Raw genomic sequence first — 26143 nt, 5'->3', positions numbered from 1 at the left:
AGCCAATTCTTAACGAATTGAATGAACCAAAGTTCAGCCCCAACCACAAATATTAGGCGCAAAATTATACATTAATTTTGCGCCTAAGCAAATATATTATGCTTGAGTGTTCAGGCTAGCCTGATCAACAGCAACACCAGCACCCATTGTTGTAGAGATGCTGACTTTCTTCAGGAAAACACCTTTCGCTGAAGATGGCTTAGCTTTCTTCAGAGCCACTAGAAGTGCTTCTAGGTTCTCTTTGATCTGCTCTGCAGAGAAGTTTGCTTTACCGATAGTCGTGTGGATGATGCCGTTTTTGTCGTTACGGTAACGAACCTGACCCGCTTTAGCGTTCTTAACCGCTTCAGCAACGTTAGGAGTTACAGTACCAACTTTAGGGTTTGGCATTAGACCGCGAGGACCTAGGATAGTACCTAGTTGACCTACAACGCGCATTGCATCTGGAGAAGCAACAACAACGTCAAAGTTCATTTCGCCTTTCTTCACTTGCTCAGCAAGATCTTCCATACCCACTAGATCTGCGCCAGCTTCTTTAGCTGCTTCAGCGTTTGCACCTTGAGTGAACACTGCAACGCGGATATCGCGGCCAGTACCGTGAGGTAGTACAGTTGCACCACGTACGTTCTGGTCAGATTTACGAGCATCGATGCCAAGGTTAACAGCAACGTCTACAGACTCAACGAATTTCGCTGTTGCTAGCTCTTGAAGAAGTGCTACAGCTTCGTTGATTTCGTATTCTTTAGTTACGTCAACTTTTTCGCGGATTACGCGCATGCGCTTAGTTAGTTTAGCCATCTTATTAACCCTCTACCACTAGGCCCATTGAACGAGCAGTACCTGCGATAGAACGCTTCATCGCTTCGATGTCAGCACCAGTCATATCAGCAGCTTTAGTTTCTGCGATTTCTTGGATTTGAGCATCAGTAACAGTACCCACTTTTTCAGTGTTTGGACGACCTGAACCAGACTTAACGCCAGCCGCTTTCTTAAGAAGAACTGCAGCAGGTGGAGTCTTAGTGATGAACGTGAAAGAACGGTCACTGTACACAGTGATAACAACTGGAGTTGGTAGACCTTTCTCTAGAGATTCTGTTTTCGCGTTGAACGCTTTACAGAATTCCATGATGTTCACACCGTGTTGACCTAGTGCAGGACCAACTGGTGGACTTGGGTTTGCCATACCAGCAGCAACTTGCAGCTTGATATAAGCTTCAACTTTCTTAGCCATGATAATTCCTAAATTTTGGGTACAGACGCTATTCGACTGAACAGCTCCCCGTTGATGTCAATACTTGCTACTTTGATTGAAGCTGGGCTTCAGCCAAAATAATAAGGCGCGAAATTATAGTCATAATCCGCGCCCTACACAACCCTAAAAGGTCATTAATTAATCATGTTTTTCAACTTGACCAAATTCAAGCTCAACTGGTGTTGCACGACCAAAAATCGATACAGACACTTTCAGGCGGCTCTTCTCGTAATCCACTTCTTCAACCGTACCGTTGAAGTCAGCAAATGGACCGTCGGTCACGCGAACCACTTCACCCGCTTCGTACATAGTACGTGGACGAGGTGCTTCACTCGCTTTCTCAAGACGATTCAAGATAGCGTCAGCTTCCTTATCAGAGATAGGAGCTGGACGATCTGAGGTACCACCAATGAAGCCCATGACACGCGGCACACTACGTACTAAGTGCCATGATTCATCGTTCATGATCATCTGGACTAGAACATAGCCCGGGAAGAACTTACGCTCAGATTTACGACGTTGACCTGCGCGCATTTCCACAACTTCTTCTGTTGGGACTAGCACTTCACCAAACAGCTCTTCCATGCCATGCATTTTGATATGCTCACGAAGAGACTGAGCTACGCGGCCTTCAAATCCAGAGAAGGCTTGAACCACATACCAGCGTTTTTTAGGAGCTTCACTCATGAATTAAAACCTCTATACCCCAGTCACAAAGGCAACAAGACGAACCATAATGCCGTCAATGCCCCAAAGTGCTAGAGCCATTACAATACTTACAGCTAAAACGATCAAAGTTGTTTGCATAGTTTCTTGGCGAGTAGGCCAAACCACTTTACGAACTTCCATGCGAGATTCTTTAGCAAAATCAATCGCAGCTTTACCTTTCGTTGTTGTAGCAGCCACACCCAATGCCGCAGCGATTAGCACAACAACACCTGCAGCGCGAATCACTACAGAGAGTTCACCGTACAGGTAATTACCCACAACAGCGGCAGCTAGCAGAACAAAAGTGACAATCCACTTAAAGATATCTGCGCTATTTGAGCTTTCAGGAGTTTCAGCATTATTAGCTTTCATAAAACCAGCCTGTCATTAGTCTTAATATAGACGACAACAACCCCGCTGTTGCAGGGCAAATCCATACACGCCAATCATTACTGGTCGACGTACTCTTTATTGATCAAAACGCCCAGTTTTTAATCAAAATTTCTCTGCGTAATGCTTGCATGAACAACAAATCAGCAAACATTATCTTCAGTGCAGAAAAAGGGCATCAAATGATGCCCTCTTTGCTACTGGTTCGTCAAATCTTATTCCAAGATTTTCCGAAGACTTCAGCTAATTTGTCTAAATTAGTCGAAGATCTTAGCAACAACACCAGCACCAACTGTACGGCCACCTTCGCGGATTGCGAAACGTAGACCTTCGTCCATCGCGATTGGTGCGATTAGCTCTACAGTCATCTTGATGTTATCGCCTGGCATTACCATTTCTACGCCTTCAGGTAGCTCGATGTTACCTGTTACGTCAGTTGTACGGAAGTAGAACTGTGGACGGTAGCCTTTGAAGAATGGAGTGTGACGACCACCTTCATCTTTAGATAGTACGTATACTTCTGACTCGAACTTAGTGTGTGGAGTGATTGAACCAGGCTTAGCTAGTACTTGACCACGCTCAACTTCGTCACGCTTAGTACCACGTAGAAGTGCACCAACGTTCTCACCCGCACGACCTTCGTCTAGAAGCTTACGGAACATCTCAACACCAGTACATGTTGTAGTCGTCGTGTCTTTGATACCTACGATAGCAACTTCGTCACCTACGTTTAGGATACCACGCTCGATACGACCTGTTACTACTGTACCACGACCTTGGATTGAGAATACGTCTTCGATTGGCATTAGGAATGGCTGATCGATTGCACGCTCTGGCTCAGGAATGTAAGTGTCTAGCGCTTCTGCTAGCTCAACAATCTTCGCTTCCCACTGCTCTTCGCCGTTTAGCGCGCCTAGTGCAGAACCTTGGATTACTGGTAGGTCATCACCTGGGAAATCGTACTCAGATAGAAGTTCACGTACTTCCATTTCTACTAGTTCTAGTAGCTCTTCATCGTCAACCATGTCACATTTGTTCATGAATACGATGATGTAAGGAATACCAACCTGACGGCCTAGTAGGATGTGCTCACGAGTCTGTGGCATTGGGCCATCTGTCGCAGCTACAACTAGGATACCACCGTCCATCTGTGCAGCACCTGTGATCATGTTCTTAACATAATCCGCGTGTCCTGGACAGTCTACGTGTGCGTAGTGACGAGTTGGAGTGTCGTACTCTACGTGAGACGTTGCGATTGTGATACCGCGCTCACGCTCTTCTGGAGCGTTATCGATAGATGCGAAGTCTTTCGCTACACCGCCGTACACTTTAGCAAGAGTAGTACAGATAGCAGCAGTTAGAGTTGTTTTACCGTGGTCAACGTGGCCGATAGTACCAACGTTTACGTGCGGTTTTACACGTTCAAATTTTTCTTTAGACACGTTCGTGTTCCTTCCTAGTTATGATTCGCCACGATCAGAATTGATCGAGACGCGCCAGAAATTGCTATTTTATGCGCCAACGTCCGTCAGCGCAATATTTCGACGCCTTGATCTTTAAAAAAAGCACACACTTTTTCTACGATCAAGCCGCTTCATTAATAACCTCGCTCTGCAACAATTTTGTCTGCAAAGTTTTTCGGTACTTCAGCGTACTCATTAAACTCCATAGAGTAAGACGCACGGCCTTGAGTCGCAGAACGGAGGTCTGTAGCGTAACCAAACATCTCAGAGAGTGGCACTTGGGCACGGATAATTTTAATACCCGCAACACCATCGTCCATACCTTCAATCATACCGCGACGGCGGTTTAGGTCACCTACAACGTCACCCATCCAATCTTCAGGAGTGGTGACTTCAACATTCATCATCGGCTCAAGAAGTACAGGTTGTGCTTCTAATGAACCCTTCTTGAATGCCATCGAGCCAGCGATCTTAAACGCCATCTCGTTAGAGTCAACATCGTGGTAAGAACCGTCGAACAAGGTCGCTTTAATATCTAGTACAGGGTAGCCTGCTAGAACACCACTGTTCATTTGCTCTTCGATACCTTTCGCTACCGAGCTGATGTATTCCTTAGGAACCACACCACCCACGATTTCGTCGACAAAGACAAAACCCGCACCCGGTTCAGAGGGCTCTAGTTTGATCCATACGTGACCATATTGACCACGACCACCAGATTGGCGAACAAACTTGCCTTCCACTTCCGCGCTGCCGCGGATCGTTTCACGGTAAGCCACCTGAGGTTTACCTACGTTGCAGTCAACGCTGAACTCACGCTTCATTCGGTCAACGATGATATCTAGGTGAAGCTCACCCATACCCGAGATCAAGGTTTGACCGGTTTCATCATCCGTTTCGACGCGGAATGAGGGATCTTCTGCAGCCAGTTTACCCAGCGCAATCGCCATCTTTTCTTGATCGGCAACAGAGCGTGGCTCTACGGCAATCTGAATCACTGGAGCAGGGAATTCCATGCGCTCTAGGATCACCTTGTGGTTCGCATCACAAAGCGTATCACCCGTGGTGACATCTTTCAGGCCAATCGCTGCCGCAATATCACCCGCGCGGATTTCTTTGATCTCTTCACGCTTGTTGGAATGCATCTGAACGATACGCCCAAAGCGCTCTTTCTTCTGCTTCACTGAGTTGTACACAGCATCGCCTGAGTTGACGACACCTGAGTAAACGCGCATGAAGGTAAGCGTGCCAACAAACGGGTCGGTGGCAATTTTAAATGCCAACGCTGAAAACGGTTCGTTATCGTCAGCATGGCGCTCAACGTCGTTTTCGTTCTCATCGATGCCTTTGATAGCAGGTACATCGATCGGTGATGGTAGGTATTCCACCACGGCATCCAGCACGGCTTGCACGCCTTTGTTCTTAAACGCACTACCACAAGTGGCCAATACGATTTCGTTATTCAGTGTACGAGTGCGAAGCGCTTGCTTGATTTCACTCTCGGTCAACTCACCTTCTTCAAGGTATTTGTCCATCAACTCTTCGCTGGCTTCCGCTGCTGATTCAACTAGGTTACTGCGCCACTCTTCAGCCAGATCAACCATATCTGCTGGAATCTCTTCATAATTGAAGGTCATACCTTGGTCAGCTTCGTTCCAGTTGATCATCTTCATCTTGATAAGATCAATCACGCCTCGGAACTCATCTTCCGCACCAACGTTAAGTTGGATAGGCACAGGATTGGCGCCCAAACGAGTCTTGATTTGCTTAACGACACGAAGGAAGTCAGCGCCTGCACGGTCCATCTTGTTGACGAACACCATGCGAGGGACATGATACTTATCTGCTTGACGCCAAACCGTTTCCGATTGCGGCTCAACACCAGATGAACCACAGAAAACGACAACGGCGCCGTCGAGTACGCGCAACGAGCGCTCTACTTCGATGGTAAAATCAACGTGTCCAGGAGTATCAATGATGTTAATGCGGTGATCTTGGAATTGCGCTTCCATACCACGCCAGAAAGTGGTCGTGGCAGCGGAGGTGATAGTGATACCACGCTCTTGCTCCTGCTCCATCCAGTCCATGGTAGCAGCGCCATCGTGAACCTCACCAATCTTATGAGAAAGACCAGTGTAGAATAGAATACGTTCACTTGTGGTGGTTTTACCTGCGTCTACGTGAGCGACGATACCAATATTACGGTAGCGCTCAATCGGTGTTTTACGAGCCACGATAGAATCCTCTTCAATTGGGATATAGGGACTATTGCTATGTCGAAACGACAGAACGAAGAATGCTCGAGTTGAGCGTGGGCGTCTTCAGTTAACGATGTCGCGCTTTAGATGAGCGATTTTCTGTGTTTCAGATATAGCAATAGTTCCTAGCTTGCGCATAGGAACTATTGAAGTGCTGCGAGAGATCTCGCAGCACGATAAAGGTATTACCAACGGTAATGTGCGAACGCTTTGTTTGCGTCAGCCATGCGGTGAACGTCTTCACGTTTCTTAACCGCAGTACCTTTGTTCTCAGACGCGTCTAGCATTTCAGCAGCTAGGCGTTGAGCCATAGATTTTTCACCACGCTTACGCGCAGCTTCAACCAACCAACGCATAGCAAGTGCGTTACGGCGAACCGGACGAACTTCTACAGGTACTTGGTAAGTTGAACCACCTACACGGCGAGATTTAACCTCTACCGCTGGGCGAACATTTTCAAGAGCTTCTTCAAATACAGCTAAGTGATCTTTACCAGATTTCTCAGCCATAGTGTCTAGTGCAGTGTAAACAATTTTCTCTGCAGTAGATTTCTTACCGTCAACCATTAGGATGTTAACGAATTTTGCCAGCAGTTCAGATTTGAACTTTGGATCTGGAAGGATCTTACGCTGACCGATGACGCGACGACGTGGCATGGATTTTCTCCGTTGTCTTCTTCAGGTTATCCAAAACTTTTCAGTTTCTTCAAAAATTAAATATAATTTAGTGTTTGGCCTTACTTAACGGATACCATTAAGATTTTGGACGCTTAACACCGTACTTAGAACGACCTTGTTTACGGTCGTTAACGCCAGCACAGTCTAGTGCGCCGCGAACTGTGTGGTAACGTACACCCGGAAGGTCTTTTACACGACCGCCGCGGATTAGAACAACTGAGTGCTCTTGAAGGTTGTGGCCTTCACCACCGATGTACGAAGTCACTTCGAAGCCGTTCGTTAGACGAACACGACATACTTTACGAAGTGCTGAGTTAGGTTTTTTAGGTGTAGTAGTGTAAACACGAGTACATACACCACGTTTTTGTGGACACGCTTCTAGTGCAGGCACGTTGCTTTTAACAACTTGCTTTGCACGAGGCTTACGTACCAACTGGTTAATAGTTGCCATTAACTAGCTCCTGATTTACTTGAAAGTAAGCTTTGTGAAAAATCTATCCCGAATCACGAATGGTAATTAGGGACGCAAAATTCTATGCAGCAGTGAGAGGTGTGTCAAGAAATATACGGATCTTTTTTGTCCACTTTCCCCCGATAGGCCAGTGATGACTCAATCCCAAGTCAGCGATGTCTCGTGAGAGACCGTCAGGTCAACAAACTCACCGTGGTCAATCAGACGATAAGATGGGCTCAAACGTGACGTCATACCGCGCGCCGATGCATCACTGTGTAAGACGTGAACCTGATGCGCCTTAAGCGCTGTAAAAAGGGGGCTATGCATGGTCGCGCCGTAGATCGCCTCTTCAATCAGTATCAAGTCATCTTGTGTAGGATGGGCAATACGCAGCGCGTCTGCCAACGCGGATTGTGATTTAATAATATGAAGCATGTTACCTCTTAGAACGACAGCAGCGCCGACGCTTTTGCCAACTCGGCTTGTATTTCAGAAACCGAGAGAGGCCTAGCATCGATAACGAGATCGGCATGCGATAGACCCCGTTCAGATAACGATACGGCGCAGACAAACACATCCTCTATGTCATAAAGCTCAAACAGCTTCATCATAGGTGCGTACTCTTTACAGAGTATGTAACTGGCTTGCTGCCCTTGCAGTAACTGATACACACCATCGCCACTGAAGATGACGGCAATCGATTCACAGTACGCCGATGCGGCCATCAATGCATCGATGCCTTCTCGACCTGAGGCGGTGGCATGAGGTGCACTGCGAAAGAAATACGTGAGCTGACTCAAAACTGCACCACCCTATCTTGACTCAACATCGCCTCAGCAAGACTACCTAGCCCCGCTTGAACAAAACCTTCACTGAGGTTGCTGTTTGGTAGTGCATGCAGTGTAGCTTCATCGTCACTGACAATTCCGCGGCGTAGCGCGGCGGCCACACAGGTTTCAAGACGCACGCCATGCTCGGCAGCCAGTGCTTGCCATGCTTGGGTTAAATCCCACTCATCATTGGCGGGCACCACGAGACGACTGGCATTGCTAACGCCATCTTGATAAAAAAACACGCTCACCAATTGATGGCCTTTTTCGATTAACGCGAGGGCAAACTGGTAGGCACTGCGCGCAGACTGCGTACCATACACACCGCCATTCACGACCAAGGTGTAACTCAATGCGCTCATCTTTCGTCTTCTTCCGTTTTACGCTGACGGATATAGAGATACACGGTGTGCTTAGAGATATTCAAACGGTCGGCAACACGGTTGATCGCGTCTTTAATGTCAAAAATGCCCTTATCAAACAACTCCATCACGATTTGGCGATTTTTGGTGTTATTCGATACTGATTTGTCAGCATTGATCTCTTCAATGGTGCGCTCAACCGTCTGATCCACCAGCTCTTCAACATCGCTCGCAAAGTTAACCGATGAAGCGGCTTGTTTGGCTTCTTCGGTCGGCATAAACGATTGCAGCACTTGCGAGAAGGGCGCATCCAGGTTGACGTTGATACACAAAAGGCCAATCACCCGGTTCTCGCCATTGCGAATAGCAACGGTGATAGACTTCATGAGCACACCGCCTTTCGCGCGCGTAAAGTAAGAGCGAGAAAAGTTACGCTCTGATCCTTCGATATCACGCAGCATTTTCAGCGCCAAATCGGTGATCGGCGATCCCACTTGGCGTCCGGTGTTTTCGCCATTGGCAATCTTAATCGCAGAGGTGTTGAGATCTTCCAATGAGTGCAAAACGATCTCACAGAATGGGCCGATTAAGCTTGCGATGCCATCCACCACGGCCTCATACGAGCGCAGAATGATCTTGTCGTGCTCACTAAATGGCATCACGTTGACAGATTCCATTTCAAGCAACATATCGGTATTTAGTGTTTCTGTAGTGGTCACTTTCTAGCCTTAGAGCGAAAAATCAACAAATTGCTGTAAGTTTATCAGAAATTTTGAAAATCAGATCCCGTAAACCGAGCATCTAGTGACTTAGAACAAATAAATCGCGTCTATCCGTGTGCGCGGGCGCATCTCTGAACGCTATCCTCACCTGAACGATCCCATCGCCAACTAGTATCGAACGCTGCTTTGGAAGGGTAGAAAAAAGCCCGGCACATGGCCGGGCTCCAATAAGAGAATAACCGCAGAAGATTACTGCGCGGCTTCTTCACCGTTTTCAATCTTAAGTAGCTCAACTTCAAACACGAGTGTTGAGTTCGCCGGAATCGATGGGGTGTCCTGCTCGCCATACGCCAACTCTGGCGGAATCACGAATTTGAATTTTGAGCCAACAGGCATGAGCTGTACGCCTTCGGTCCAACCTGGGATCACTCGATTGAGTGGGAAGGTGGCTGGCTCGCCGCGATCGTATGAGCTGTCAAATTGAGTACCATCGATCAGCGTACCTTTGTAATGCACCTGCACGGTATCGGTATCTTTTGGTTGCTCACCTTCCGCTGCCGTCATCACTTGGTACAACAAGCCAGATTCTGTCTTCACGACACCGTCTTGCTGTTCAAATTCAGCGCGGAATTCATCACCTGCCGCTTTCGCTGCTTGCGCTTTTTCAGCGGCTTGCTTTTGCATGGTTTCTGCTACACGTTGATCCAACGCTTCTAGCGCAGCACGCGTCTCTTCTTCGCTCAGTTCGGGGTTGCCCGCAAACACATGCTCAATCCCTTTTAGAACCAGGTCTTTGTTGAGGGAAATGCCAATTTCGTTTGGCTTATCAAGACTGGTGCTCAGGTAGTTAGCAAACGACACACCGATAGCATACGCCGCTTTATCGTCTTCGGTTTTAAAGTGAACCGCTTTTCCTGTCTCTGCTTGAACTTGTTCAGCAGCTGGGGCAGTGTCGGTTTTTGGCTCTTCGTCTTTTTGACAGCCAGCCGCTAGCGCAACCGTTGCAGCAAGCAGTGACACTTTAAAAATAGATTTCATTAAACTCTCCAAATTGAAGCATTTTGTCTTTGTGCACAAATCTTTAAGAAAGAGTGGTGTGCAATTACATGTTGTACCAATATAACCAATATACGGCTTAATTAAACCAAACCAAGCGGATATTTGGACCTAATGCGGATAATTTTTAACAAGGTCATCATTGTTGTTGTCATTTCAGCGTTAATAAATGGCTGTTTTTACTCATCGAGTGATGTTCAGCGCTGGGAGATTGAACCCAATGGCGCCACGAGCTTTGCATTAAGCCGTGATGCTCGCTTCGCCCTGCTCTATTCCAAAGAACATCAGCTTGTACTATGGGATTTAGTGGAGAGCCAACCTCTGGCCTCACTGGGTGAGCAAGACCCTCAAGCCAGTACCGTATCCACCATTCGCATCTCCGACAATGGTCGCTTTGCTGTGACCGCCACTCAAATCAACTTCGCCGTGTGGGATTTAGCGTGGACGCAAGCGCAAGGTCTGTGGTCAATATCCGACGGACTGATACGCGATATCGACATCGCCAGCAATGGCGAACAGGTATTACTTGGGCTCTCCAATGGTAAAGCGATTTACGTCAACTTAGTCACCGGACGTCGTCTTGAGTTCCTCGCGCACAATGAAAAAGTCAATTCTGTTGCGCTGTCGCCCAATGGGCGCTTTGCTCTGTCTGGCGGCAACGATTACACCGCTTACTTATGGGACACCAATACCGGGCAAATTCTAAAAACCTTTGAGCATGAGCAGCGCATTAATCGTGTTGCTTTGCATCGCGATGCCAAGTTTGCGTTCACTTCTGATGGTGGCAATCAAGCGTTCATTTGGGATTTAAGCACCGGCGAACAACACGCTCAACTGCGAAGTTTCTCACGGCAGCTTATTTTCTCTAGCGCCCGCTTTTCTGATGATGGGCAAAAGCTCGTAACAGGCACGCCGTCGAGTCGAATTATGGTGTGGGACGTCAATAGCGGAAAGCGCATCGACGGCTTTGAAGCCGTACCACTAAAAGATGCTCGCCCTCCTCGCGCAGTGGTGTATGATGCTGCCTTTGATAACCGAGGGCGTGTCATTTCTGCAACATCCGCAGGCATTGCCCAAGCTTGGCAGCTAGATGAGTAATACGATGAGCGAAACACTTATTGAACAACTAGAAAACCGCATCAATGACTTGGAGTGCCAACTTGCCTTCCAAGAACAAACGGTAGAGAGCCTCAACATTGCACTTAGCCAGCAGCAATTACTGATCACCAAAATGCAGGATCAGATGAAATACGTTGTCGGTAAAGTGAAAAACATGGACAGCTCGAATCTGGCTGACCCTTCAGAAGAGACGCCGCCTCCCCATTACTGATCGTCATAGCCACATTGCATTGCAGGCTATAAGCCTCTCGGTAAGGCTAACCAAACACATAAGCAATCACGGCGCCCGCCACCACGAGACAGCCGCCCATGCGTCTTAAGTGGTGGTCTGATTGATCGCTGATCTGGGCAATCATGGCTCGCCACCCTTTGGGCGCGATTAATGGCCCTAGCCCTTCGACTATCAACACAATGCCCAGTGCCAGCCACAATGAGTTAGACATCCTCAGCTCCTTTTCCCGCGCCACGTGCGCATGCAAACGCTCAGGCGGCGACAATGGTAAACCATCCTATGAGAGACAAAAAATAAAGGCTCCGTCATAACGGAGCCTTTATTCATCAATAGCGAATTACTTCGCGGCGGCACCCGCAGAGTTGTTCATGTATTTAAAGAACTCACTCTTAGGATCCAAGACCAGAATATCACTCTTATCGCTGAACGATTTCTCGTAAGCTTTGAGCGAACGTAGGAACCCATAGAACTCAGGGTCTTTATTGTACGCTGACGAGTAGATTTTCGCCGCTTGTGCATCCGCTTCACCTCGCGTCACACGCGCGGTTTTGTCTGCTTCCGCAAGGATAGTCGCCACTTCAAGTTCGGCTTGTGCGCGAATCACTTCCGCTTTTTCGCGGCCTTGAGAGCGGTGCTTACGCGCCACTGACTCACGCTCTGCACGCATACGGCGATAGATAGACTCACTGATCTCATCAGGTAGGTTGATTTTCTTCATTCTGAAGTCAACCACACGAACACCCAAGTCTTTCAGTGCGCTGCGACGCGTGTCGTTCAACACTTCTTGCATGATTTGGTCACGCTGACCATCAATCTCAAGTGCCTCTTTGGCCGCTTCAGTCGTGACGACATCCGCATCTGCACTGTCAGGTAGAACGTCGTTGTTACGCGGACCTGACACGATCTGTTTGATCTCACGAGCACCGATTTCAGAACGCAATACGTCAGTGACTTTACGCTCAAGGAGCGCTTCCGCCGTCAGCGTATTACCACCACCGGTCGCCAAGTAGTATTGACCGAAATCTTCGATACGCCACTTAACGTAGGAATCGATGATGACGTCTTTTTTCTCAGAGGTCACGAAGCGGTCTGAACGGCCGTCCATGGTCTGAATACGTGCATCGAGTGTTTTAACACGATCGAACATCGGCATTTTGAAGTGCAGACCCGGCTCGTAAATGCGAGACACATCGTTGTTGTCTTTCAGCACTCGACCAAATCGAATCACGATACCGCGCTCGCCTTCAGGAATGACAAATAAAGACATCAACATCAGAGCCAATGCAACGACTAATACAGGGATCATTAACTTACGCATTCTTAGTATCTCCCTTGACGTGAATCAGTTGAACGAGATGAGGTGTCTGAAGTGGTATCAGTACGCTGGGATTCAAGCTCAATTTGATCATAACTAGAAGATGACTTAGTACTGCGCTTTGTTGACACTTGATCTTGACCCGCCAACTTATCAATAGGCAAGTACAAGAGGTTGCCGCTCGATTCGGAATCAATCAGCACTTTCGATGAACGGGTGTAAACCTCTTCCATCGCATCTAGGTACAGACGATTACGCGTGACTTCCGGCGCCGCTTGGTACTCAGGCAACAGTTTTTCAAACTGAGCAACCTGACCTAGGGCCTCGTTAGTAATACGCTCGTTGTAACCTTGCGCTTCTTTCTTCAAACGCTCCGCCCGACCGGTCGCTTTGGGCAAGATTTCATTCTTGTACGCTTCCGCTTCTCGGATGAAACGCTCTTCATCCTCTCGAGCTGCGATCGCATCATCAAAAGCGTCTTTCACTTGCTCTGGTGGACGTGCAGATTGGAAGTTGACATCAACAATGACTAAGCCCATATCATAGCTGTCGACAATGTCGTTCAACGTTTCTTGAGTACTTTGACGGATTTGCTGACGACCACTGGTCAAAATGCTATCCATCAATGAGTCACCAATCACAGCGCGCAACGCAGAGTCGGTCGCTTGGCGTAAGCTGTCATCTGCGTTGGTCACTCGGAACAGGTACTTATAGGGTTCCGCCACACGGTATTGAACGTCCATCGCCACCGTGACGACGTTTTCGTCTTTGGTCAGCATCAAACCTGAAGAGCGCAACGAACGAATCGCTTGCACGTTCACCGGGGTCACTTCGTCAATGAAACGAGGACGCCAGTTCAAACCAGGATCGACCACGCGATCATATTTACCGAGGCGCAACACAACACCGCGCTCCGCTTCGCCGATAGTATAGAAACCTGCAAAGAACCAAATTGCGACCGCGATCGCAGCGATAATGCCAAAGCCGATTGCTCCGCCACCACCGATAGACGGTCCTTTACCGCCTCCTTTACCACCAAACTTTCCACCCAGTTTCTGACTCAGTTTGCTAAACACTTCGTCTAAGTCTGGCGGTCCTTGATCACGGCCACCTTTGTTACCGCGATTATTGTTACCCCACGGGTCATTATCGCGGCCATCGTTGCCGTTGTTATTACCAGGCTCATTCCACGCCATTAGAAAGCTCCATCATTTGATATGACGTTATACTGTAGCAGTCATTTAAGTAACTATAAAGTCACGTAAAACTGCCCCTTCTCTTTTTTCAAGTCTAGACCAATCCGCTTGTTGCATTCGAATCTCGATCAACAAGTCACCATCGGAATCATACTCTTCCTGTTGAATACATTTCATCTGGAAGAATGTACTACGAATTCGCCCTTGATGTTGTGGCGGGATTCGCAGTTGGTACTGAACCATTTGGCTAGAGAGACGCTCGGTAAGAGCCTCAAACAGCAATTCAATACCCACGCCTTCCATTGCCGATACCCATACAGCACGAGGAATGCCTTCCTCATCTCTTTCTATACGAGGTTTCTGGTCTTCTAGATTGTCTATCTTATTCATCACCAGCAAAGCTGGGACTTCATGGGCATCAATTTCTTCAAGTACCACATGAACTGCATGAATATTCTCACGAAAACGGTCGTCACTGGCATCGACAACATGTAACAAAATGTCAGCTTCTTGCGTCTCTTGCAGCGTCGCTTTAAAAGCGGCGACCAGATCGTGTGGTAAATGACGAATAAATCCAACCGTATCCGCTAAGATTGCTGGACCGACATCGGCCAAGTCTATTTTTCTCAGCGTTGGATCAAGCGTGGCAAACAGCTGATCAGCAGCGTAAACGCCCGCTTCAGTGATTCGGTTGAATAGGGTAGATTTCCCTGCGTTGGTGTATCCAACAAGGGAGACGGTTGGGATTTCCGCTCGACTTCTAGCTCGGCGACCTTGTTCGCGCTGCTTGGCCACTTTCTCTAGGCGGCGCAAGATGGCTTTAATCCGATCACGCAATAAACGTCGGTCAGTCTCTAACTGAGTTTCACCTGGACCACGTAACCCGATCCCACCTTTTTGTCTTTCAAGGTGAGTCCAACCTCGAATCAGTCGCGTTGAGATATGACGCAACTGCGCCAGTTCCACTTGCAACTTGCCTTCGTGAGTACGAGCGCGCTGAGCAAAAATATCTAAGATCAAACCCGTACGGTCCAATACTCGACATTGACACAGCTTTTCGAGGTTACGTTCTTGGGCAGGAGAGAGGGCGTGATTGAAAATCACGATATCTGCCCCATTCAACTGCACAGCTTGCGCAATTTCTTGGGCTTTACCCTCTCCGACGTAGTATTTGGGGTGTGGTGACTGTCTGCTCCCGGTTACGACTTGTAACGCGTTGACTCCAGCTGAAGATACCAGCATTTCGAATTCGCTGAGATCTTCCCACTCCCCTTCTTGCGTAAAGTTGATATGAACAAGTACGGCTCGCTCACCGGCTTCATAACGGTCAAACAAGCAATCAACTCCTTAACAGTAATGTGTGTGCGTAGAGAAAATTAATCGTCAGATTTCTCTTGAGAACGCTCGCCACCTTGAGGACGGTCACCTTGAGGGCGTTCACCACTGTGGTGGCTTACTGCACGCGCAGGCACAACCGTTGAGATAGCGTGTTTGTAGACCATTTGGTTTACTGTGTTTTTCAACAAGATAACAAATTGGTCGAAAGATTCGATCTGACCTTGTAGTTTAATTCCGTTTACTAGGTAGATAGAGACTGGAATACGCTCGCGACGTAATGCATTTAAGAATGGGTCTTGAAGAGATTGCCCCTTAGCCATTTTTATTTTCCTTATTTTGTAATTTTGTTCTAGTTATTTAGCTAGTGGTGCGCGTAAAAATAGGTGCGACCTTTGCATCTGAGCTAAATGAATAAAAAACACCCTGTCCCTCACTGTTATGACGACTTTACGATCAAATTTCAAGTCACAGATCTTTTACAGGGCACATTCACGCAAAAGCGATCACATTATACACAGCTAAAACCTTCCGATGCTATGGCATTTGAAACAGTTTCCAACGCTTGGTCAATGTTCTCACTATCCAACCAAGTTAAATCATCCCAGCTGCGTAACCAGGTGATCTGCCGCTTGGCCAATTGACGGGTTGCACAGACGCCTTTAAATATAGCCTCATCCAACGTACATTGCCCATCCAAGTAGTCCCACATCTGACGATAGCCGACACAACGAATCGATGGCAGATCAGGGTGAAGATCCTCGCGCGCATACAGCGAGCGCATTTCTTCTAAAAACCCAGCGTCGATCATTTTGTCAAAACGTAGCTCAATTCGTCGATGGAGCTCAGCCCTTTCCTTGGGTGCGATTGCGAACTGCTTCACACGAAATGGGAGTGCTTCTCCTTTCGTTTGAGTCAGCTCAGTAAGAGTTTTACCTGAAATTCGAAAAACTTCCAATGCCCGCGACAATCTTTGTGGATCATTTGGGTGGATTCTCTCAGCCGAAACAGGATCAATGGCCTTAAGTTGATCGTGCAGCGCCTCCCACCCTTGAGTTTGCGCTTCCTGCTCAATATTGCGCCGAATATCCGGATCCGCTGCTGGCAAAGGCGACAAACCTTCCAGTAGTGCTTTGTAATACAGCATGGTACCGCCCACCAGCAAAGGGATCTTGCCATCGGCGACAATCTTGTGCATCTCGTTAAGCGCATCTCGCCGAAAATCAGCGGCCGAATAGGATTCACTTGGGTCCAAAATATCGATCAAACGATGGGGAGCAAGGCTTTGTTCGCGCGCGTCGGGCTTGGCGGTGCCTATGTCCATGCCTCGATAGATCAGTGCGGAGTCGACCGAAATGATCTCAACGGGAAATCGCTGGCGTAATCGAATCGCGAGCTCTGTTTTGCCTGAAGCGGTTGGGCCCATCAAAAACAGAGCAAGGGGTAATTGGTCATTCATAATGTCATTGCTGCAATGGTAGCAGAGTAGTCTACGGGACGAACAAATTGTCGATCATCGAGTGGCAACTGACCGTGCCATAACTGCTCGAGTTCTGCGATGATGTGTATCGCTTCCGATAAAGTGTAGTCGCTTTTTGTTTGAGTAATCTTATTGGTTAACCATCTCACCAGTGCCGGCTCATCTAACGCCTGCGCGGAATAAGTGGCCGCGTAAGATAACAGATCTGACAGCAATTGTTGCAGATTTTGCTGACGAAGCGGTTGCGGTACGCCCATTACCAAGAGCCCTTGCTGACCTCTTGGCTTAAGTTGGATACCCAGACGCAGCAAAAGTTCGTTATATCGCTCAGCACTTTCCAACAATGGGCTTTCGAGCTTAAGCGAGAGGGGGACCAACAACGGCTGACTGGTCAGTGGACCTAGCTTGGTATTCAACTGACCATTGATTCGCCACCACTCAGCTCTCGCCAAAGAGACCAACTGAGAGTGCGACTTATCTGCCATTAACACGTACTGCCCTGCAACAATGCTGATGGCTTTCCCTAAAGCGACTATCGATGTGGCTTGTACGATCGGGGCTGACTCCTCGTGGGTCAGCGCTTCATCGCTCGGTGGTTCCTCACTAAATGACGTTGAGCGCGCGTGAGAGTTCTGGGTTTCTTTGGTCGCCTTTTCTGTTGTCGCAGATTCATCCTCTGTTGCAGAGAGTAAGGTTTGATAAACCCTGAGCTCCGCCTGAGAAGGCGCGGACTCCATCTTCGCGCCGCGCGCCTGACCACTGCGAGCGGGTTCGCTGCGACTTTGTACCCAGGAGTGAGACACCTCTCGCTCATTAACGCGGCTCTCATTGCGAGCGGTAGGCTCGGCTTTCACATAGTCAGCGCGACCTGGATAGGCAGGGACGTGCTCGGCAGCGTCAATAGGTGGAGTGTGATCATCATGAAACGCCGACTGGCTCTGTTCAGGCTTATCAATGTGCGCTCCCTGAGCAAGGGCATCCGTGAGGGCTTGATAGATAAAGTCATGCACCAAGCGCGCTTGATGAAAGCGCACTTCATGCTTAGCAGGATGAACATTGACGTCGACATGATGCGGATCGAGCTCGATAAAGAGCACATACGCCGCAAATTGTTCAGGCTTCAAGCTGGTTTCGTAGCTTTGACGAATCGCATGATTGATGAGTTTATCGCGCATCATACGCCCATTGACGTAGCAATATTGCAGATCGCTTTGTGCACGCGCGCCTTGTGGCGTCGTGACCCAGCCATGCAGTTTGAGTCCTTGGTGCTCCAGCTCAATTTTCAGCATGTGGCGGACAAAACCGCTACCACAGACCGCTGCAATACGCTTTTCCGCTTGCGACTCTGTTTTCGCGGCTCGGTATTGTTTAACCAACTTTCCGTTGTGGCGCAAGTTGATCGAGACATCAAAACGGCTCAGCGCGATGCGTTTGAGCAGCTCATCGATATGGGTAAACTCCGTTTTCTCGGTACGAAGAAACTTGCGACGCGCGGGGGTATTGAAAAACAGATCTAAGACTTCGACTGTCGTGCCAATCGGGTGCGCAGCCGGTTGAATCTTAACGGCCATATCACGCCCTTCGCTGTACGCTGACCACGCAGCATCTTGCGTCGCTGTACGCGATGTCAATGTCAAACGAGCAACAGAGCTAATACTCGCTAACGCTTCACCGCGAAAGCCCAAGCTCATGATGGCTTCCAAATCGTCCAAGGTGTGAATTTTCGAGGTCGCATGGCGACTGAGCGCGAGACCCAACTCGTCTTTTTCAATCCCGCTACCATTGTCACGAACACGGATCAGTTTAGCGCCGCCCTTTTCGATATCAATATCAATGCGGCTAGCGCCCGAGTCGAGGCTATTTTCCACCAACTCTTTCACCACGGACGCAGGGCGTTCCACCACCTCTCCGGCAGCAATTTGGTTGGCTAAACGCGCGGGAAGAATTTTAATCGTCATTCAGGCTACCCACGTTTATTTATTGGGGATGATCAGTACCTGACCAATCGCAAGCTGATCGGAGCGCAAGTTATTGGCGCTGCGAATACTGCTCACACTGACGTCATACTGGCTGGCGATTTTACCCAAAAATTCGCCGCGCTTGACGGTGTGTTTACGCAGTGGCTTATCTTTCATCGTCACAGTAATTTTGAGTTTTTGTCCCAGCTTAAGCACGTCCGATGTCAGATTGTTCTCGCGTCGGATATCCGCTACCGAGACTTTGTAATGCTCTGCAATCTTACCTAGATATTCGCCCCGCTGAACTTCATGTATCAGGGTTTCCGTCTCGACCGGATTACTGATCTTCGGCACTGCCACCGCCGATGTCGCGCCAGGGATGGTTAAACTCTGCCCCACCGCCAAACTGGTGCTCTTTAGCTTGTTGGCCTGCATGATGGCTTGAGTGGTAGTGCCATAACGTTTCGCTATCACCGACAAGGACTCACCGCGCGAGACCTTATGCTTAATCGCTTTCCCGCGATTGGCAAATAACGTTCCTTCTGGAGGGTTCGATTCAAAATATTGGACGATCGCTTTCGCCAGTGCTCGGGCCAGTTTGTCTTGGTGGCTGCGTTGGAACAGCAATTTTTCTTCTGTCGGGTTTGAGATAAAGCCCGTCTCGACCAATACAGAAGGAATGTCGGGGGATTTCAATACTGCCAAGCTCGCATTGACGGGATCTTTCTTGTGCAAGTGCACGCCCGCCTTGGTCATTTCAGACAGAATATTGGTCGCGACCTTATAGCCCTCTTTCTGGGAGTGGCTAAACTGAAGATCAAGCAAGGTTTGGCTGACATTACGATCGCTGTTGTTCTTTGCCAACACTTCGCCGGCTCCCCCTAGCAACTGCGACTGCTCTTCGTGGTTTTCAACCCAACGAGCAATTTCAGAGTTCGCGCGCTTTGTATTGAGCACAAACACCGAGCCACCCCGAGGCTTAGGTGAGTTAAACGCATCGGCGTGCACGGAGACCAACAAGTGCGCTTGATTTTCGCGAGCGATCTCCGAGCGCTTATTGAGGTTTACGTAATAGTCGCCGCGACGGGTGAGCACGGCTTTCATACCAGGTACCGCGTTGATTTGCGCCGCTATTTTTTGCGAGATCGCTAACGTTGCGTGCTTTTCATATTTGCGCGTTGGCCCGATAGAGCCCGGGTCTTCACCACCATGGCCCGCGTCTATCGCCACGAAGATATCGGCGTTGCCCAGTAATTGGGAGGCATCTCGACTTACTTTAGGCGCAGAGGTACTCGGCGCGGACGAGGTCGCTCGCTCAGCGTGAGGCAGATCAATCACCAAGCGGTGACCGTATTGTCCCCCAGGCGTTGGGGCCAGCTTGAACAGTTGTGGCGCCGACTTGCGCTTCAACTCAAACACCAAGCGATAGGTTGATTTTTCCGGCGGTGAACTGTTGCGGATTTTGCTTAGCACCGGGCTATCTGAAACGTTAATCGGCAGTTTCGTTTTCAGCGTTGTCTGCTTAAGGTCGACCACCAAACGTTCCGGCGTGGTCAAAGTGAAGTAGCTGTATTCCACCTCAGACTGAAGATCAATGACAACCCGAGTCTCATCCGGTGAAGGCCAAACACGTATGCCTTCCAATGCGTTCGCGAATGTGACGTTAGGGAGCAGCGCAAGTATAGAGAGAAAAGGGATCAATACCGCTTTGAAAAATCGACGCTTCAACATAACTCCAACTGTTCTAATAAATGACGTCCGTAATCACTGTTCGCACTGAGTGACGCAATGCGCTCTTCACCGTGATAGCGTAGTTCAATATCCAAATCCGCTTGAGGTAACAACCCTTCGCCTTTTTCCGGCCATTCCACCAAACAAATTGCATCAGGGGTGAAATAGTCACGAATTCCCATGAATTCTAGCTCTTCTGGATCAGCCAAGCGGTAAAGATCAAAGTGATACACCTGCCACTCTTGTAAGTGATAAGGCTCAACTAAGGTGTAAGTTGGGCTCTTCACATTCCCTTGATGACCAAGCGCACGAACAAACCCTCGGCTCAGCGTCGTTTTCCCTGCTCCCAGATCTCCGTGCAAATAAAGAGTGGTTTGCTGTGAGCAAAGCTGCGCTAATCGTGTCCCTAGTTGAATGGTGGCAGTTTCATCTTTTAGGGAAAATTGTTTGGTCATCATGGACAAAGGTCTCTAACTCGGGACTATATAAAAATCAAAAGAACAGGAATAGTAAACTGGGTTGGAATTGGGAGACAAGATCTGTTGTGTGAGTATTCGTCAAAAAAGCGCGAATTCTCGCGTTTGGCCGCCTGAAGGTTGCTAGATCCGATCGTTAAGATCCGTTAAGATCCCCGCCCCATTGAACCAAGAGATCCCAGCATGGACTACCAACAGCTTGCAGACAAGATCAAAGTTTGGGCTAAAGAGCTCGGATTTCAAAAAATCGGTATCTGTGATGTCGATTTGGCTCGCCATGAGAGCGCTCTGCAAGCCTGGCTGGATGCTGGCTATCATGGTGACATGGATTGGATGGCAAGACATGGCATGATGCGCGCGAGACCGGATGAGCTATTGCCAGGGACAGTAAGAGTGATCAGTGCGCGAATGGATTACTTACCCCCAGAAGCGGAATTTGCCTCTAACCTCGCCAATCCAGAGCACGCCTATGTCAGCCGCTATGCGCTAGGACGCGATTACCACAAATTGGTGCGCAACCAGTTAAAAAAACTCGGTCAACGTATTGAGCAAGAGGTTGGCGCCTTCGGCTATCGACCTTTTGTCGATTCTGCGCCGATTTTAGAACGGCCTCTCGCTGAAAAAGCCGGACTTGGTTGGACGGGTAAACATTCGCTTATCATTGACGAGTCCTGCGGCTCTTGGTTTTTCTTAGGTGAGCTTCTCATTGACTTGCCGCTGCCTGTTGACGCGCCTCACCAAGGTGATTGCGGCAAGTGTACCGCTTGCATGACCTCTTGCCCAACGCAGGCGATCGTTGATGACGGTGTGGTCGACGCAAGACGTTGTATCTCCTACTTGACCATAGAGTTCGACGGTATCATACCGGAAGAGTTTCGCCGCCCGATGGGCAACCGAATATACGGCTGCGATGACTGCCAACTTGTATGCCCTTGGAGTCGCTACTCGCCACTCACCAAAGAGTCTGACTTCCATCGAAGAGCTGCACTGAAAGACCCAGAGTTGTTGTCGCTGTTTCTGTGGGACGAGGAGACTTTTCTCACCAATATGCAAGGCTCAGCCATTCGTCGCATTGGGCACAAGCAATGGCTCCGCAATATTGCCATCGCCTTAGGTAATGCCCCTTATCGCCAAGCGATTGTGGATGCACTCACACAACGCCTTGGGCTTTGCAGTACATTAGATGTGCACATTGAATGGGCGCTGGAACAGCAACGCTCACAAAGCCACTACATCTCCAACAAACAGCAAAGACTGATTCGAATAATAGAAAAAGGAATGCCTAGAGATGCATAATGCTTGCCGAATTCATCAACGCAGAGTTTGAGGTTGTTCTAAAAACGGCAATGTGGAAAAAAATGAGATGTGCGGCAAATTTACTGAAAGTTGAAAAAGTTAATCACACTGGCCACCAATGATTAAGATCAAAAAACAAGCACTTAATGATCAAAAAACCGGTTTACCCTGCCTATTGAAATTTACTTTAAATAGATAAAAATCAACAACTTAACAAAAAACCAAACACCCATAACCTGATAAAACACCAAGAAAGATCCTCCTGCATAGCGCTTATACAAAGACTAAATTCAGGTTACCCACGAACTTATCCACAGAATGAAAAATGTGGATAACTCTGTTAGTTAGATCTGGGGCGTTGAGTTGAAAACACGCGCAAGGCCCATCGCCATTGCTGTGTCATCTTGGAGACAAACAAAAAAACGTCACAAATGACGCTTAGAGGTTCTAATTTGGGGGATGATGCTTCTCAGCATTAGAAAGAGCAGGTATAGCGAACCACAACACGCTTCATTGGGTTGCGGGGGCCAGATTTGAACCGATGACCTTCGCTGGGTTTTATGAATGGCTGAGCCCGACGAGCTAACGAATCATAGCACCTTAAAATTGGTTGCGGGGGCCGGATTTGAACCGACGACCTTCGGGTTATGAGCCCGACGAGCTACCAAGCTGCTCCACCCCGCGTCCGTATTGTGTCACCGTTAAGCACGATGAAGGCTATTCTGTCCACATAAAAGAAAGTGGAGCGACACACGAGGTTCCCTATTCATAAACAGAAAGGCGTGACCTCAACCTTGACAAGGTTGCACTCTACCAACTGAGCTAGTGTCTCATATCAACAGCGCTTGCTATTGATTGAATTTGGTTGCGGGGCCGGATTTGAACCGATGACCTTCGCTAGGTTTTATGAATAGCTGAGCCCGACGAGCTAGCGAATCACAACACCTTTAAAATTGGTTGCGGGGGCCGGATTTGAACCGACGACCTTCGGGTTATGAGCCCGACGAGCTACCAAGCTGCTCCACCCCGCGTCCGTATTGTGTCACCGTTAAGCACGATGAAGGCTATCAAAATGGAGCGACACACGAGGTTCGAACTCGTGACCTCAACCTTGGCAAGGTTGCGCTCTACCAACTGAGCTAGTGTCGCATTTTGTCACCGTTGAGCACGATGAAGGCTATCCTATCCACTTAAAAGAAAGTGGAGCGACACACGAGGTTCGAACTCGTGACCTCAACCTTGGCAAGGTTGCGCTCTACCAACTGAGCTAGTGTCGCATTTTGTCACCGTTGAGCACGATGAAGACTATCCCGTCCACTTAAAAGAAAGTGGAGCGACACACGAGGTTCGAACTCGTGACCTCAACCTTGGCAAGGTTGCGCTCTACCAACTGAGCTAGTGTCGCATATCAACAGCGTTTGCTATTGATGAAATTTGGTTGCGGGGGCCGGATTTGAACCGATGACCTTCGCTAGGTTTTATGAATAGCTGAGCCCGACGAGCTAGCGAATCATAACGCCTTTAAAATTGGTTGCGGGGGCCGGATTTGAACCGACGACCTTCGGGTTATGAGCCCGACGAGCTACCAAGCTGCTCCACCCCGCGTCCGTATTGTATCACCGTTAAGCACGATGAAGGCTATCAAAATGGAGCGACACACGAGGTTCGAACTCGTGACCTCAACCTTGGCAAGGTTGCGCTCTACCAACTGAGCTAGTGTCGCATTTTGTCACCGTTAAGCACGATGAAAGCTATCAAACTGGAGCGACACACGAGGTTCGAACTCGTGACCTCAACCTTGGCAAGGTTGCGCTCTACCAACTGAGCTAGTGTCGCTTTTCAACAACGTTTACGCTGTTCAGGGCTGCGAATTATAAGAGCATTTTTTTGTGATGCAAGTCCTTGGAAGAAAAAATCTGATTTTTTTTTCTGTTTGGATAAAAACCACACATAAGCGCCAACTTTTGCTTGAAAAGCGCTCAAACCCTTTGGCGGTAAGGGCGGATAAATTAGAGCCAGCTACCAAACAAGTCATTCGTTTTACTGAATTAATTGCTGGAGAGTAAAGTGAACGATAGAGTGGATTGATGGATGATCTCGTATTGATGCCTCACTCACTGCGAGACGAAGAATCAAGGAATTCAGGATGACGTTTCCCACCTCTCAGCCATATCGATGGCTTGTTGGGCTTGTGCTGAGCACCCTGCTCTTATCTGGGTGTGGTGCACTGCCTAAGCCCGTGAGGAACCTTGGCAAAAGTGATGTCGATTTTGTCATGGACGTTCACGCTAGGGAACAAAAAGCGCTCTTAATAGAACTGACACGCAAGCTTTACGTAAGAAATCCTTGGCAACTCAAAAAAGCGCCCGACATGACGTTAGATCAGCGACTCACGCAAATCTTTGGCGACGAGGACACCATTGAACTCCCGAGCTTAGTGTTCGAGGAACTCGGCGGTCTAACCAGCATTGATGCGATACTGCTCAGTTTCAATGATGACTTCCAAGGAGATCGCGTGTTCGCGGCAATGGTCGGACTGACAGAGATGCTCAGGCGATCGTACAACCACCAGCAAGAGTTCTTCATCCTCGATTCTCTGGATGAGCAGGCACTCTATAACAGCGCACGCAATATAGAAGTGTTTGTCTGGCGCTTATATAAGCGCAGAGATGATACGGGCGAGTTGTTTCTCCTCTCAAACCAACTTGAGGGGGACGACTATGACATCAGCTTTGATCGGCTGTTCGCCAAGATGGTGATGATTCAAGATATGATGGCGCTCATCGTCGCAGACAAAACCAATCGCAGTATCACCAAGGTCGTCCAAGGTGTGGCGCAGTTTGTCTTCTTACCGATCCCTTAATACTCTTTGTTATATCAATACGGACCTAAAACAGACAACCCCGCAGTATGAGTGCGGGGTTGTCTGTTTTTCGCGAGATGGACTCATCGCCATCGAGACTATATGGTCATGATGGTTTCGCGATAGAACTTGAGCTCTGCGATCGACTCTTTGATGTCGTCCATCGCCAAATGGCTGCCCTTTTTCGAAAACTGCGTCAACACTTCCGGCTTCCAACGACGCGTCAACTCTTTCAGCGTGCTGACGTCGATGTACCGGTAATGGAAATAGGCTTCGAGCTCTGGCATATGTTGGTACAAGAATCGACGATCTTGACCAATACTATTGCCACAAATCGGTGATTGGCCTTTCGCTACCCATTGCTCTAAAAAGGCTAAGGTCTGCTCTACCGCTTGCTGCTCGCTCACTTGGCTCTGGCGAACTCTCTCCACCAAACCACTGGCGGTATGCGTGGTCGTGCACCACTCATCCATTTTTGCCAATTCAGATTCTGGTTGATGGATGGCAAGTACGGGCCCTTCAGCTAAAATGTTGAGCTGAGCATCGGTGACAATGGTCGCGATTTCGATGATTTTGTGAGTCTCCGGGTCAAGCCCCGTCATCTCAAGATCAATCCAAATTAAATTTTGATCGCTAAAGGACATAAAGTGTTGCCTATTGGTTTATCTCTAAAAAGGGTACTATACCCAAATTCTGATCCTCAAGATAGCAATCGAGCGGATCGACAATGCAGAGAAATGGTTAAGTAAACACTGTGGCAAAAAAGAAAAAGCTCACCAAAGGTCAAGTTAGGCGAGTACGCAGCAACCAAAAGCGTAAGCTAAAAAGTGAAGAGTCCGTGCAATGGGACGAAACCATGCTGGGTGCGACCAAGAAAGGCCTGGTCATTACACGCTTTGGTCAACATGCAGATATTGAAGATAGCGAAACACTAGAGGTGCACCGCTGCAACCTTCGTCGTGGTATCGAA

At 48.5% G+C, this 26143-nt stretch carries 28 protein-coding genes, 8 tRNA genes and 1 pseudogene; 6 read left to right on the top strand and 31 right to left on the bottom strand.

Features of this window, described 5'->3' with window-relative positions; genetic code table 11:
* Positions 1 to 96: 96 nt before the first annotated feature.
* From rplA to fkpA, 13 genes are all read right to left on the bottom strand, one after another.
* On the bottom strand, positions 97 to 798 hold the full coding sequence (gene rplA / locus AC6R1O_RS09295) for a 50S ribosomal protein L1 (protein ID WP_334555693.1): 702 nt from the start codon (positions 796 to 798) through the stop codon (positions 97 to 99).
* Positions 799 to 802: 4 nt separating this feature from the next.
* Positions 803 to 1231 carry a 50S ribosomal protein L11 gene (gene rplK, locus AC6R1O_RS09290; protein ID WP_334555692.1) on the bottom strand — a complete coding sequence of 143 codons (429 nt, stop codon included), beginning with the start codon at positions 1229 to 1231 and terminating at the stop codon, positions 803 to 805.
* A 159-nt stretch (positions 1232 to 1390) separates the two neighbouring features.
* Positions 1391 to 1939 carry a transcription termination/antitermination protein NusG gene (gene nusG, locus AC6R1O_RS09285; protein WP_334555691.1) on the bottom strand — a complete coding sequence of 183 codons (549 nt, stop codon included), beginning with the start codon at positions 1937 to 1939 and terminating at the stop codon, positions 1391 to 1393.
* Positions 1940 to 1951: 12 nt separating this feature from the next.
* Positions 1952 to 2332 carry a preprotein translocase subunit SecE gene (secE, locus tag AC6R1O_RS09280; protein WP_334555690.1) on the bottom strand — a complete coding sequence of 127 codons (381 nt, stop codon included), beginning with the start codon at positions 2330 to 2332 and terminating at the stop codon, positions 1952 to 1954.
* 275 nt (positions 2333 to 2607) lie between these two features.
* A complete protein-coding gene (tuf, locus tag AC6R1O_RS09275) occupies positions 2608 to 3792 on the bottom strand; it encodes an elongation factor Tu (protein ID WP_500631029.1) in 1185 nt (394 codons plus the stop codon).
* Positions 3793 to 3947: 155 nt separating this feature from the next.
* Positions 3948 to 6047, bottom strand: coding sequence for an elongation factor G (gene fusA, locus AC6R1O_RS09270; RefSeq protein WP_487903602.1), 2100 nt, complete (start codon positions 6045 to 6047; stop codon positions 3948 to 3950).
* A 209-nt stretch (positions 6048 to 6256) separates the two neighbouring features.
* Complete coding sequence (gene rpsG / locus AC6R1O_RS09265) at positions 6257 to 6727, bottom strand: 30S ribosomal protein S7 (RefSeq protein WP_045957025.1); 471 nt, start codon at positions 6725 to 6727, stop codon at positions 6257 to 6259.
* 97 nt (positions 6728 to 6824) lie between these two features.
* Entirely contained in the window at positions 6825 to 7199 is a 375-nt protein-coding gene (gene rpsL, locus AC6R1O_RS09260; protein ID WP_004399892.1) for a 30S ribosomal protein S12, read from the bottom strand.
* A 159-nt stretch (positions 7200 to 7358) separates the two neighbouring features.
* Positions 7359 to 7637 (bottom strand): sulfurtransferase complex subunit TusB, encoded by a 279-nt coding sequence (tusB, locus tag AC6R1O_RS09255; protein ID WP_487903603.1) that lies wholly within the window; start codon positions 7635 to 7637, stop codon positions 7359 to 7361.
* Positions 7638 to 7645: 8 nt separating this feature from the next.
* Positions 7646 to 8002 (bottom strand): sulfurtransferase complex subunit TusC, encoded by a 357-nt coding sequence (gene tusC, locus AC6R1O_RS09250; RefSeq protein WP_500632070.1) that lies wholly within the window; start codon positions 8000 to 8002, stop codon positions 7646 to 7648.
* Positions 7999 to 8394 carry a sulfurtransferase complex subunit TusD gene (gene tusD, locus AC6R1O_RS09245; protein WP_500628035.1) on the bottom strand — a complete coding sequence of 132 codons (396 nt, stop codon included), beginning with the start codon at positions 8392 to 8394 and terminating at the stop codon, positions 7999 to 8001. Before tusD ends, tusC begins: the two co-directional genes overlap by 4 nt.
* Positions 8391 to 9113, bottom strand: coding sequence for a helix-turn-helix transcriptional regulator (locus tag AC6R1O_RS09240; RefSeq protein WP_334555722.1), 723 nt, complete (start codon positions 9111 to 9113; stop codon positions 8391 to 8393). Before AC6R1O_RS09240 ends, tusD begins: the two co-directional genes overlap by 4 nt.
* A 252-nt stretch (positions 9114 to 9365) precedes the next feature.
* Positions 9366 to 10154, bottom strand: coding sequence for an FKBP-type peptidyl-prolyl cis-trans isomerase (fkpA, locus tag AC6R1O_RS09235; protein WP_500632071.1), 789 nt, complete (start codon positions 10152 to 10154; stop codon positions 9366 to 9368).
* Positions 10155 to 10286: 132 nt separating this feature from the next.
* Between fkpA and AC6R1O_RS09230 the strand changes: the two genes are divergently transcribed.
* Both AC6R1O_RS09230 and AC6R1O_RS09225 read left to right on the top strand, forming a co-directional pair.
* A complete protein-coding gene (locus tag AC6R1O_RS09230) occupies positions 10287 to 11270 on the top strand; it encodes a WD40 repeat domain-containing protein (RefSeq protein ID WP_487903607.1) in 984 nt (327 codons plus the stop codon).
* A gap of 4 nt (positions 11271 to 11274) precedes the next feature.
* Positions 11275 to 11502 carry a SlyX family protein gene (locus AC6R1O_RS09225; protein WP_500632072.1) on the top strand — a complete coding sequence of 76 codons (228 nt, stop codon included), beginning with the start codon at positions 11275 to 11277 and terminating at the stop codon, positions 11500 to 11502.
* Between the two features lie 46 nt (positions 11503 to 11548).
* On the opposite strand, the gene AC6R1O_RS09220 is transcribed toward AC6R1O_RS09225, so the two are convergent.
* The 9 genes from AC6R1O_RS09220 to tsaE all read right to left on the bottom strand — a co-directional run bounded on the left by AC6R1O_RS09220 (position 11549) and on the right by tsaE (position 20996).
* Positions 11549 to 11734 (bottom strand): DUF2065 domain-containing protein, encoded by a 186-nt coding sequence (locus tag AC6R1O_RS09220; RefSeq protein WP_500633123.1) that lies wholly within the window; start codon positions 11732 to 11734, stop codon positions 11549 to 11551.
* Between the two features lie 126 nt (positions 11735 to 11860).
* The gene (gene hflC, locus AC6R1O_RS09215) at positions 11861 to 12841 is read right to left on the bottom strand and encodes a protease modulator HflC (protein WP_334555717.1); all 981 of its coding nucleotides are present in this window, start codon (positions 12839 to 12841) and stop codon (positions 11861 to 11863) included.
* Between the two features lie 2 nt (positions 12842 to 12843).
* Positions 12844 to 14034 carry an FtsH protease activity modulator HflK gene (gene hflK, locus AC6R1O_RS09210; protein WP_500632074.1) on the bottom strand — a complete coding sequence of 397 codons (1191 nt, stop codon included), beginning with the start codon at positions 14032 to 14034 and terminating at the stop codon, positions 12844 to 12846.
* Between the two features lie 45 nt (positions 14035 to 14079).
* Positions 14080 to 15369, bottom strand: coding sequence for a ribosome rescue GTPase HflX (gene hflX / locus AC6R1O_RS09205; protein ID WP_334555715.1), 1290 nt, complete (start codon positions 15367 to 15369; stop codon positions 14080 to 14082).
* A gap of 41 nt (positions 15370 to 15410) precedes the next feature.
* The gene (gene hfq / locus AC6R1O_RS09200) at positions 15411 to 15692 is read right to left on the bottom strand and encodes an RNA chaperone Hfq (protein WP_334555714.1); all 282 of its coding nucleotides are present in this window, start codon (positions 15690 to 15692) and stop codon (positions 15411 to 15413) included.
* 188 nt (positions 15693 to 15880) lie between these two features.
* Positions 15881 to 16828, bottom strand: coding sequence for a tRNA (adenosine(37)-N6)-dimethylallyltransferase MiaA (miaA, locus tag AC6R1O_RS09195; RefSeq protein WP_500638748.1), 948 nt, complete (start codon positions 16826 to 16828; stop codon positions 15881 to 15883).
* Entirely contained in the window at positions 16825 to 18807 is a 1983-nt protein-coding gene (gene mutL, locus AC6R1O_RS09190; RefSeq protein ID WP_500633112.1) for a DNA mismatch repair endonuclease MutL, read from the bottom strand. The genes miaA and mutL overlap by 4 nt, the downstream gene beginning before the upstream one ends.
* 15 nt (positions 18808 to 18822) lie before the next feature.
* Positions 18823 to 20538: a LysM peptidoglycan-binding domain-containing protein gene (locus AC6R1O_RS09185; RefSeq protein ID WP_500656906.1), complete on the bottom strand. Its 1716-nt coding sequence runs from the start codon at positions 20536 to 20538 to the stop codon at positions 18823 to 18825.
* Complete coding sequence (tsaE, locus tag AC6R1O_RS09180) at positions 20532 to 20996, bottom strand: tRNA (adenosine(37)-N6)-threonylcarbamoyltransferase complex ATPase subunit type 1 TsaE (RefSeq protein ID WP_500633111.1); 465 nt, start codon at positions 20994 to 20996, stop codon at positions 20532 to 20534. Before tsaE ends, AC6R1O_RS09185 begins: the two co-directional genes overlap by 7 nt.
* A 201-nt stretch (positions 20997 to 21197) precedes the next feature.
* On the opposite strand from tsaE, the gene queG reads away from it, so the two are divergent.
* Positions 21198 to 22310, top strand: a complete 1113-nt coding sequence (gene queG / locus AC6R1O_RS09175) for a tRNA epoxyqueuosine(34) reductase QueG (RefSeq protein WP_500633110.1) — start codon at positions 21198 to 21200, stop codon at positions 22308 to 22310.
* A 607-nt stretch (positions 22311 to 22917) separates the two neighbouring features.
* On the opposite strand, the gene AC6R1O_RS09170 is transcribed toward queG, so the two are convergent.
* The 8 genes from AC6R1O_RS09170 to AC6R1O_RS09135 all read right to left on the bottom strand — a co-directional run bounded on the left by AC6R1O_RS09170 (position 22918) and on the right by AC6R1O_RS09135 (position 24146).
* Positions 22918 to 22994, bottom strand: a tRNA-Met gene (locus tag AC6R1O_RS09170).
* Between the two features lie 270 nt (positions 22995 to 23264).
* Positions 23265 to 23341, bottom strand: a tRNA-Met gene (locus AC6R1O_RS09165).
* Positions 23342 to 23383: 42 nt separating this feature from the next.
* A tRNA-Gly gene (locus AC6R1O_RS09160) sits at positions 23384 to 23459 on the bottom strand.
* 52 nt (positions 23460 to 23511) lie between these two features.
* Positions 23512 to 23587: transfer RNA gene (locus AC6R1O_RS09155), tRNA-Gly, on the bottom strand.
* 52 nt (positions 23588 to 23639) lie between these two features.
* Positions 23640 to 23715 (bottom strand) — tRNA-Gly (locus AC6R1O_RS09150).
* A gap of 123 nt (positions 23716 to 23838) precedes the next feature.
* Positions 23839 to 23915: transfer RNA gene (locus AC6R1O_RS09145), tRNA-Met, on the bottom strand.
* 42 nt (positions 23916 to 23957) lie between these two features.
* Positions 23958 to 24033: transfer RNA gene (locus AC6R1O_RS09140), tRNA-Gly, on the bottom strand.
* Between the two features lie 37 nt (positions 24034 to 24070).
* Positions 24071 to 24146 (bottom strand) — tRNA-Gly (locus tag AC6R1O_RS09135).
* 53 nt (positions 24147 to 24199) lie between these two features.
* Here AC6R1O_RS09135 and AC6R1O_RS09130 point away from each other — a divergent pair.
* Together AC6R1O_RS09130 and AC6R1O_RS09125 are read left to right on the top strand one after the other, a co-directional pair.
* Positions 24200 to 24376, top strand: a complete 177-nt coding sequence (locus AC6R1O_RS09130; RefSeq protein ID WP_500631038.1) for a hypothetical protein — start codon at positions 24200 to 24202, stop codon at positions 24374 to 24376.
* A gap of 80 nt (positions 24377 to 24456) precedes the next feature.
* The gene (locus AC6R1O_RS09125) at positions 24457 to 25173 is read left to right on the top strand and encodes a hypothetical protein (RefSeq protein WP_500631037.1); all 717 of its coding nucleotides are present in this window, start codon (positions 24457 to 24459) and stop codon (positions 25171 to 25173) included.
* A 98-nt stretch (positions 25174 to 25271) separates the two neighbouring features.
* Here the strand turns inward: AC6R1O_RS09125 and orn are convergent, their stop codons facing one another.
* Positions 25272 to 25817, bottom strand: coding sequence for an oligoribonuclease (orn, locus tag AC6R1O_RS09120; RefSeq protein ID WP_500631036.1), 546 nt, complete (start codon positions 25815 to 25817; stop codon positions 25272 to 25274).
* 110 nt (positions 25818 to 25927) lie between these two features.
* Here orn and AC6R1O_RS09115 point away from each other — a divergent pair.
* Positions 25928 to 26143, top strand: a pseudogene (locus AC6R1O_RS09115) (small ribosomal subunit biogenesis GTPase RsgA); the annotation flags it as partial.

The organism is Vibrio sp. R11-SG3-ISO3-SZ, from assembly GCF_059834345.1.
The sequence above is the reverse complement of the archived record's forward strand: the minus strand, read 5'-3'. Positions and strand labels throughout refer to the sequence as shown.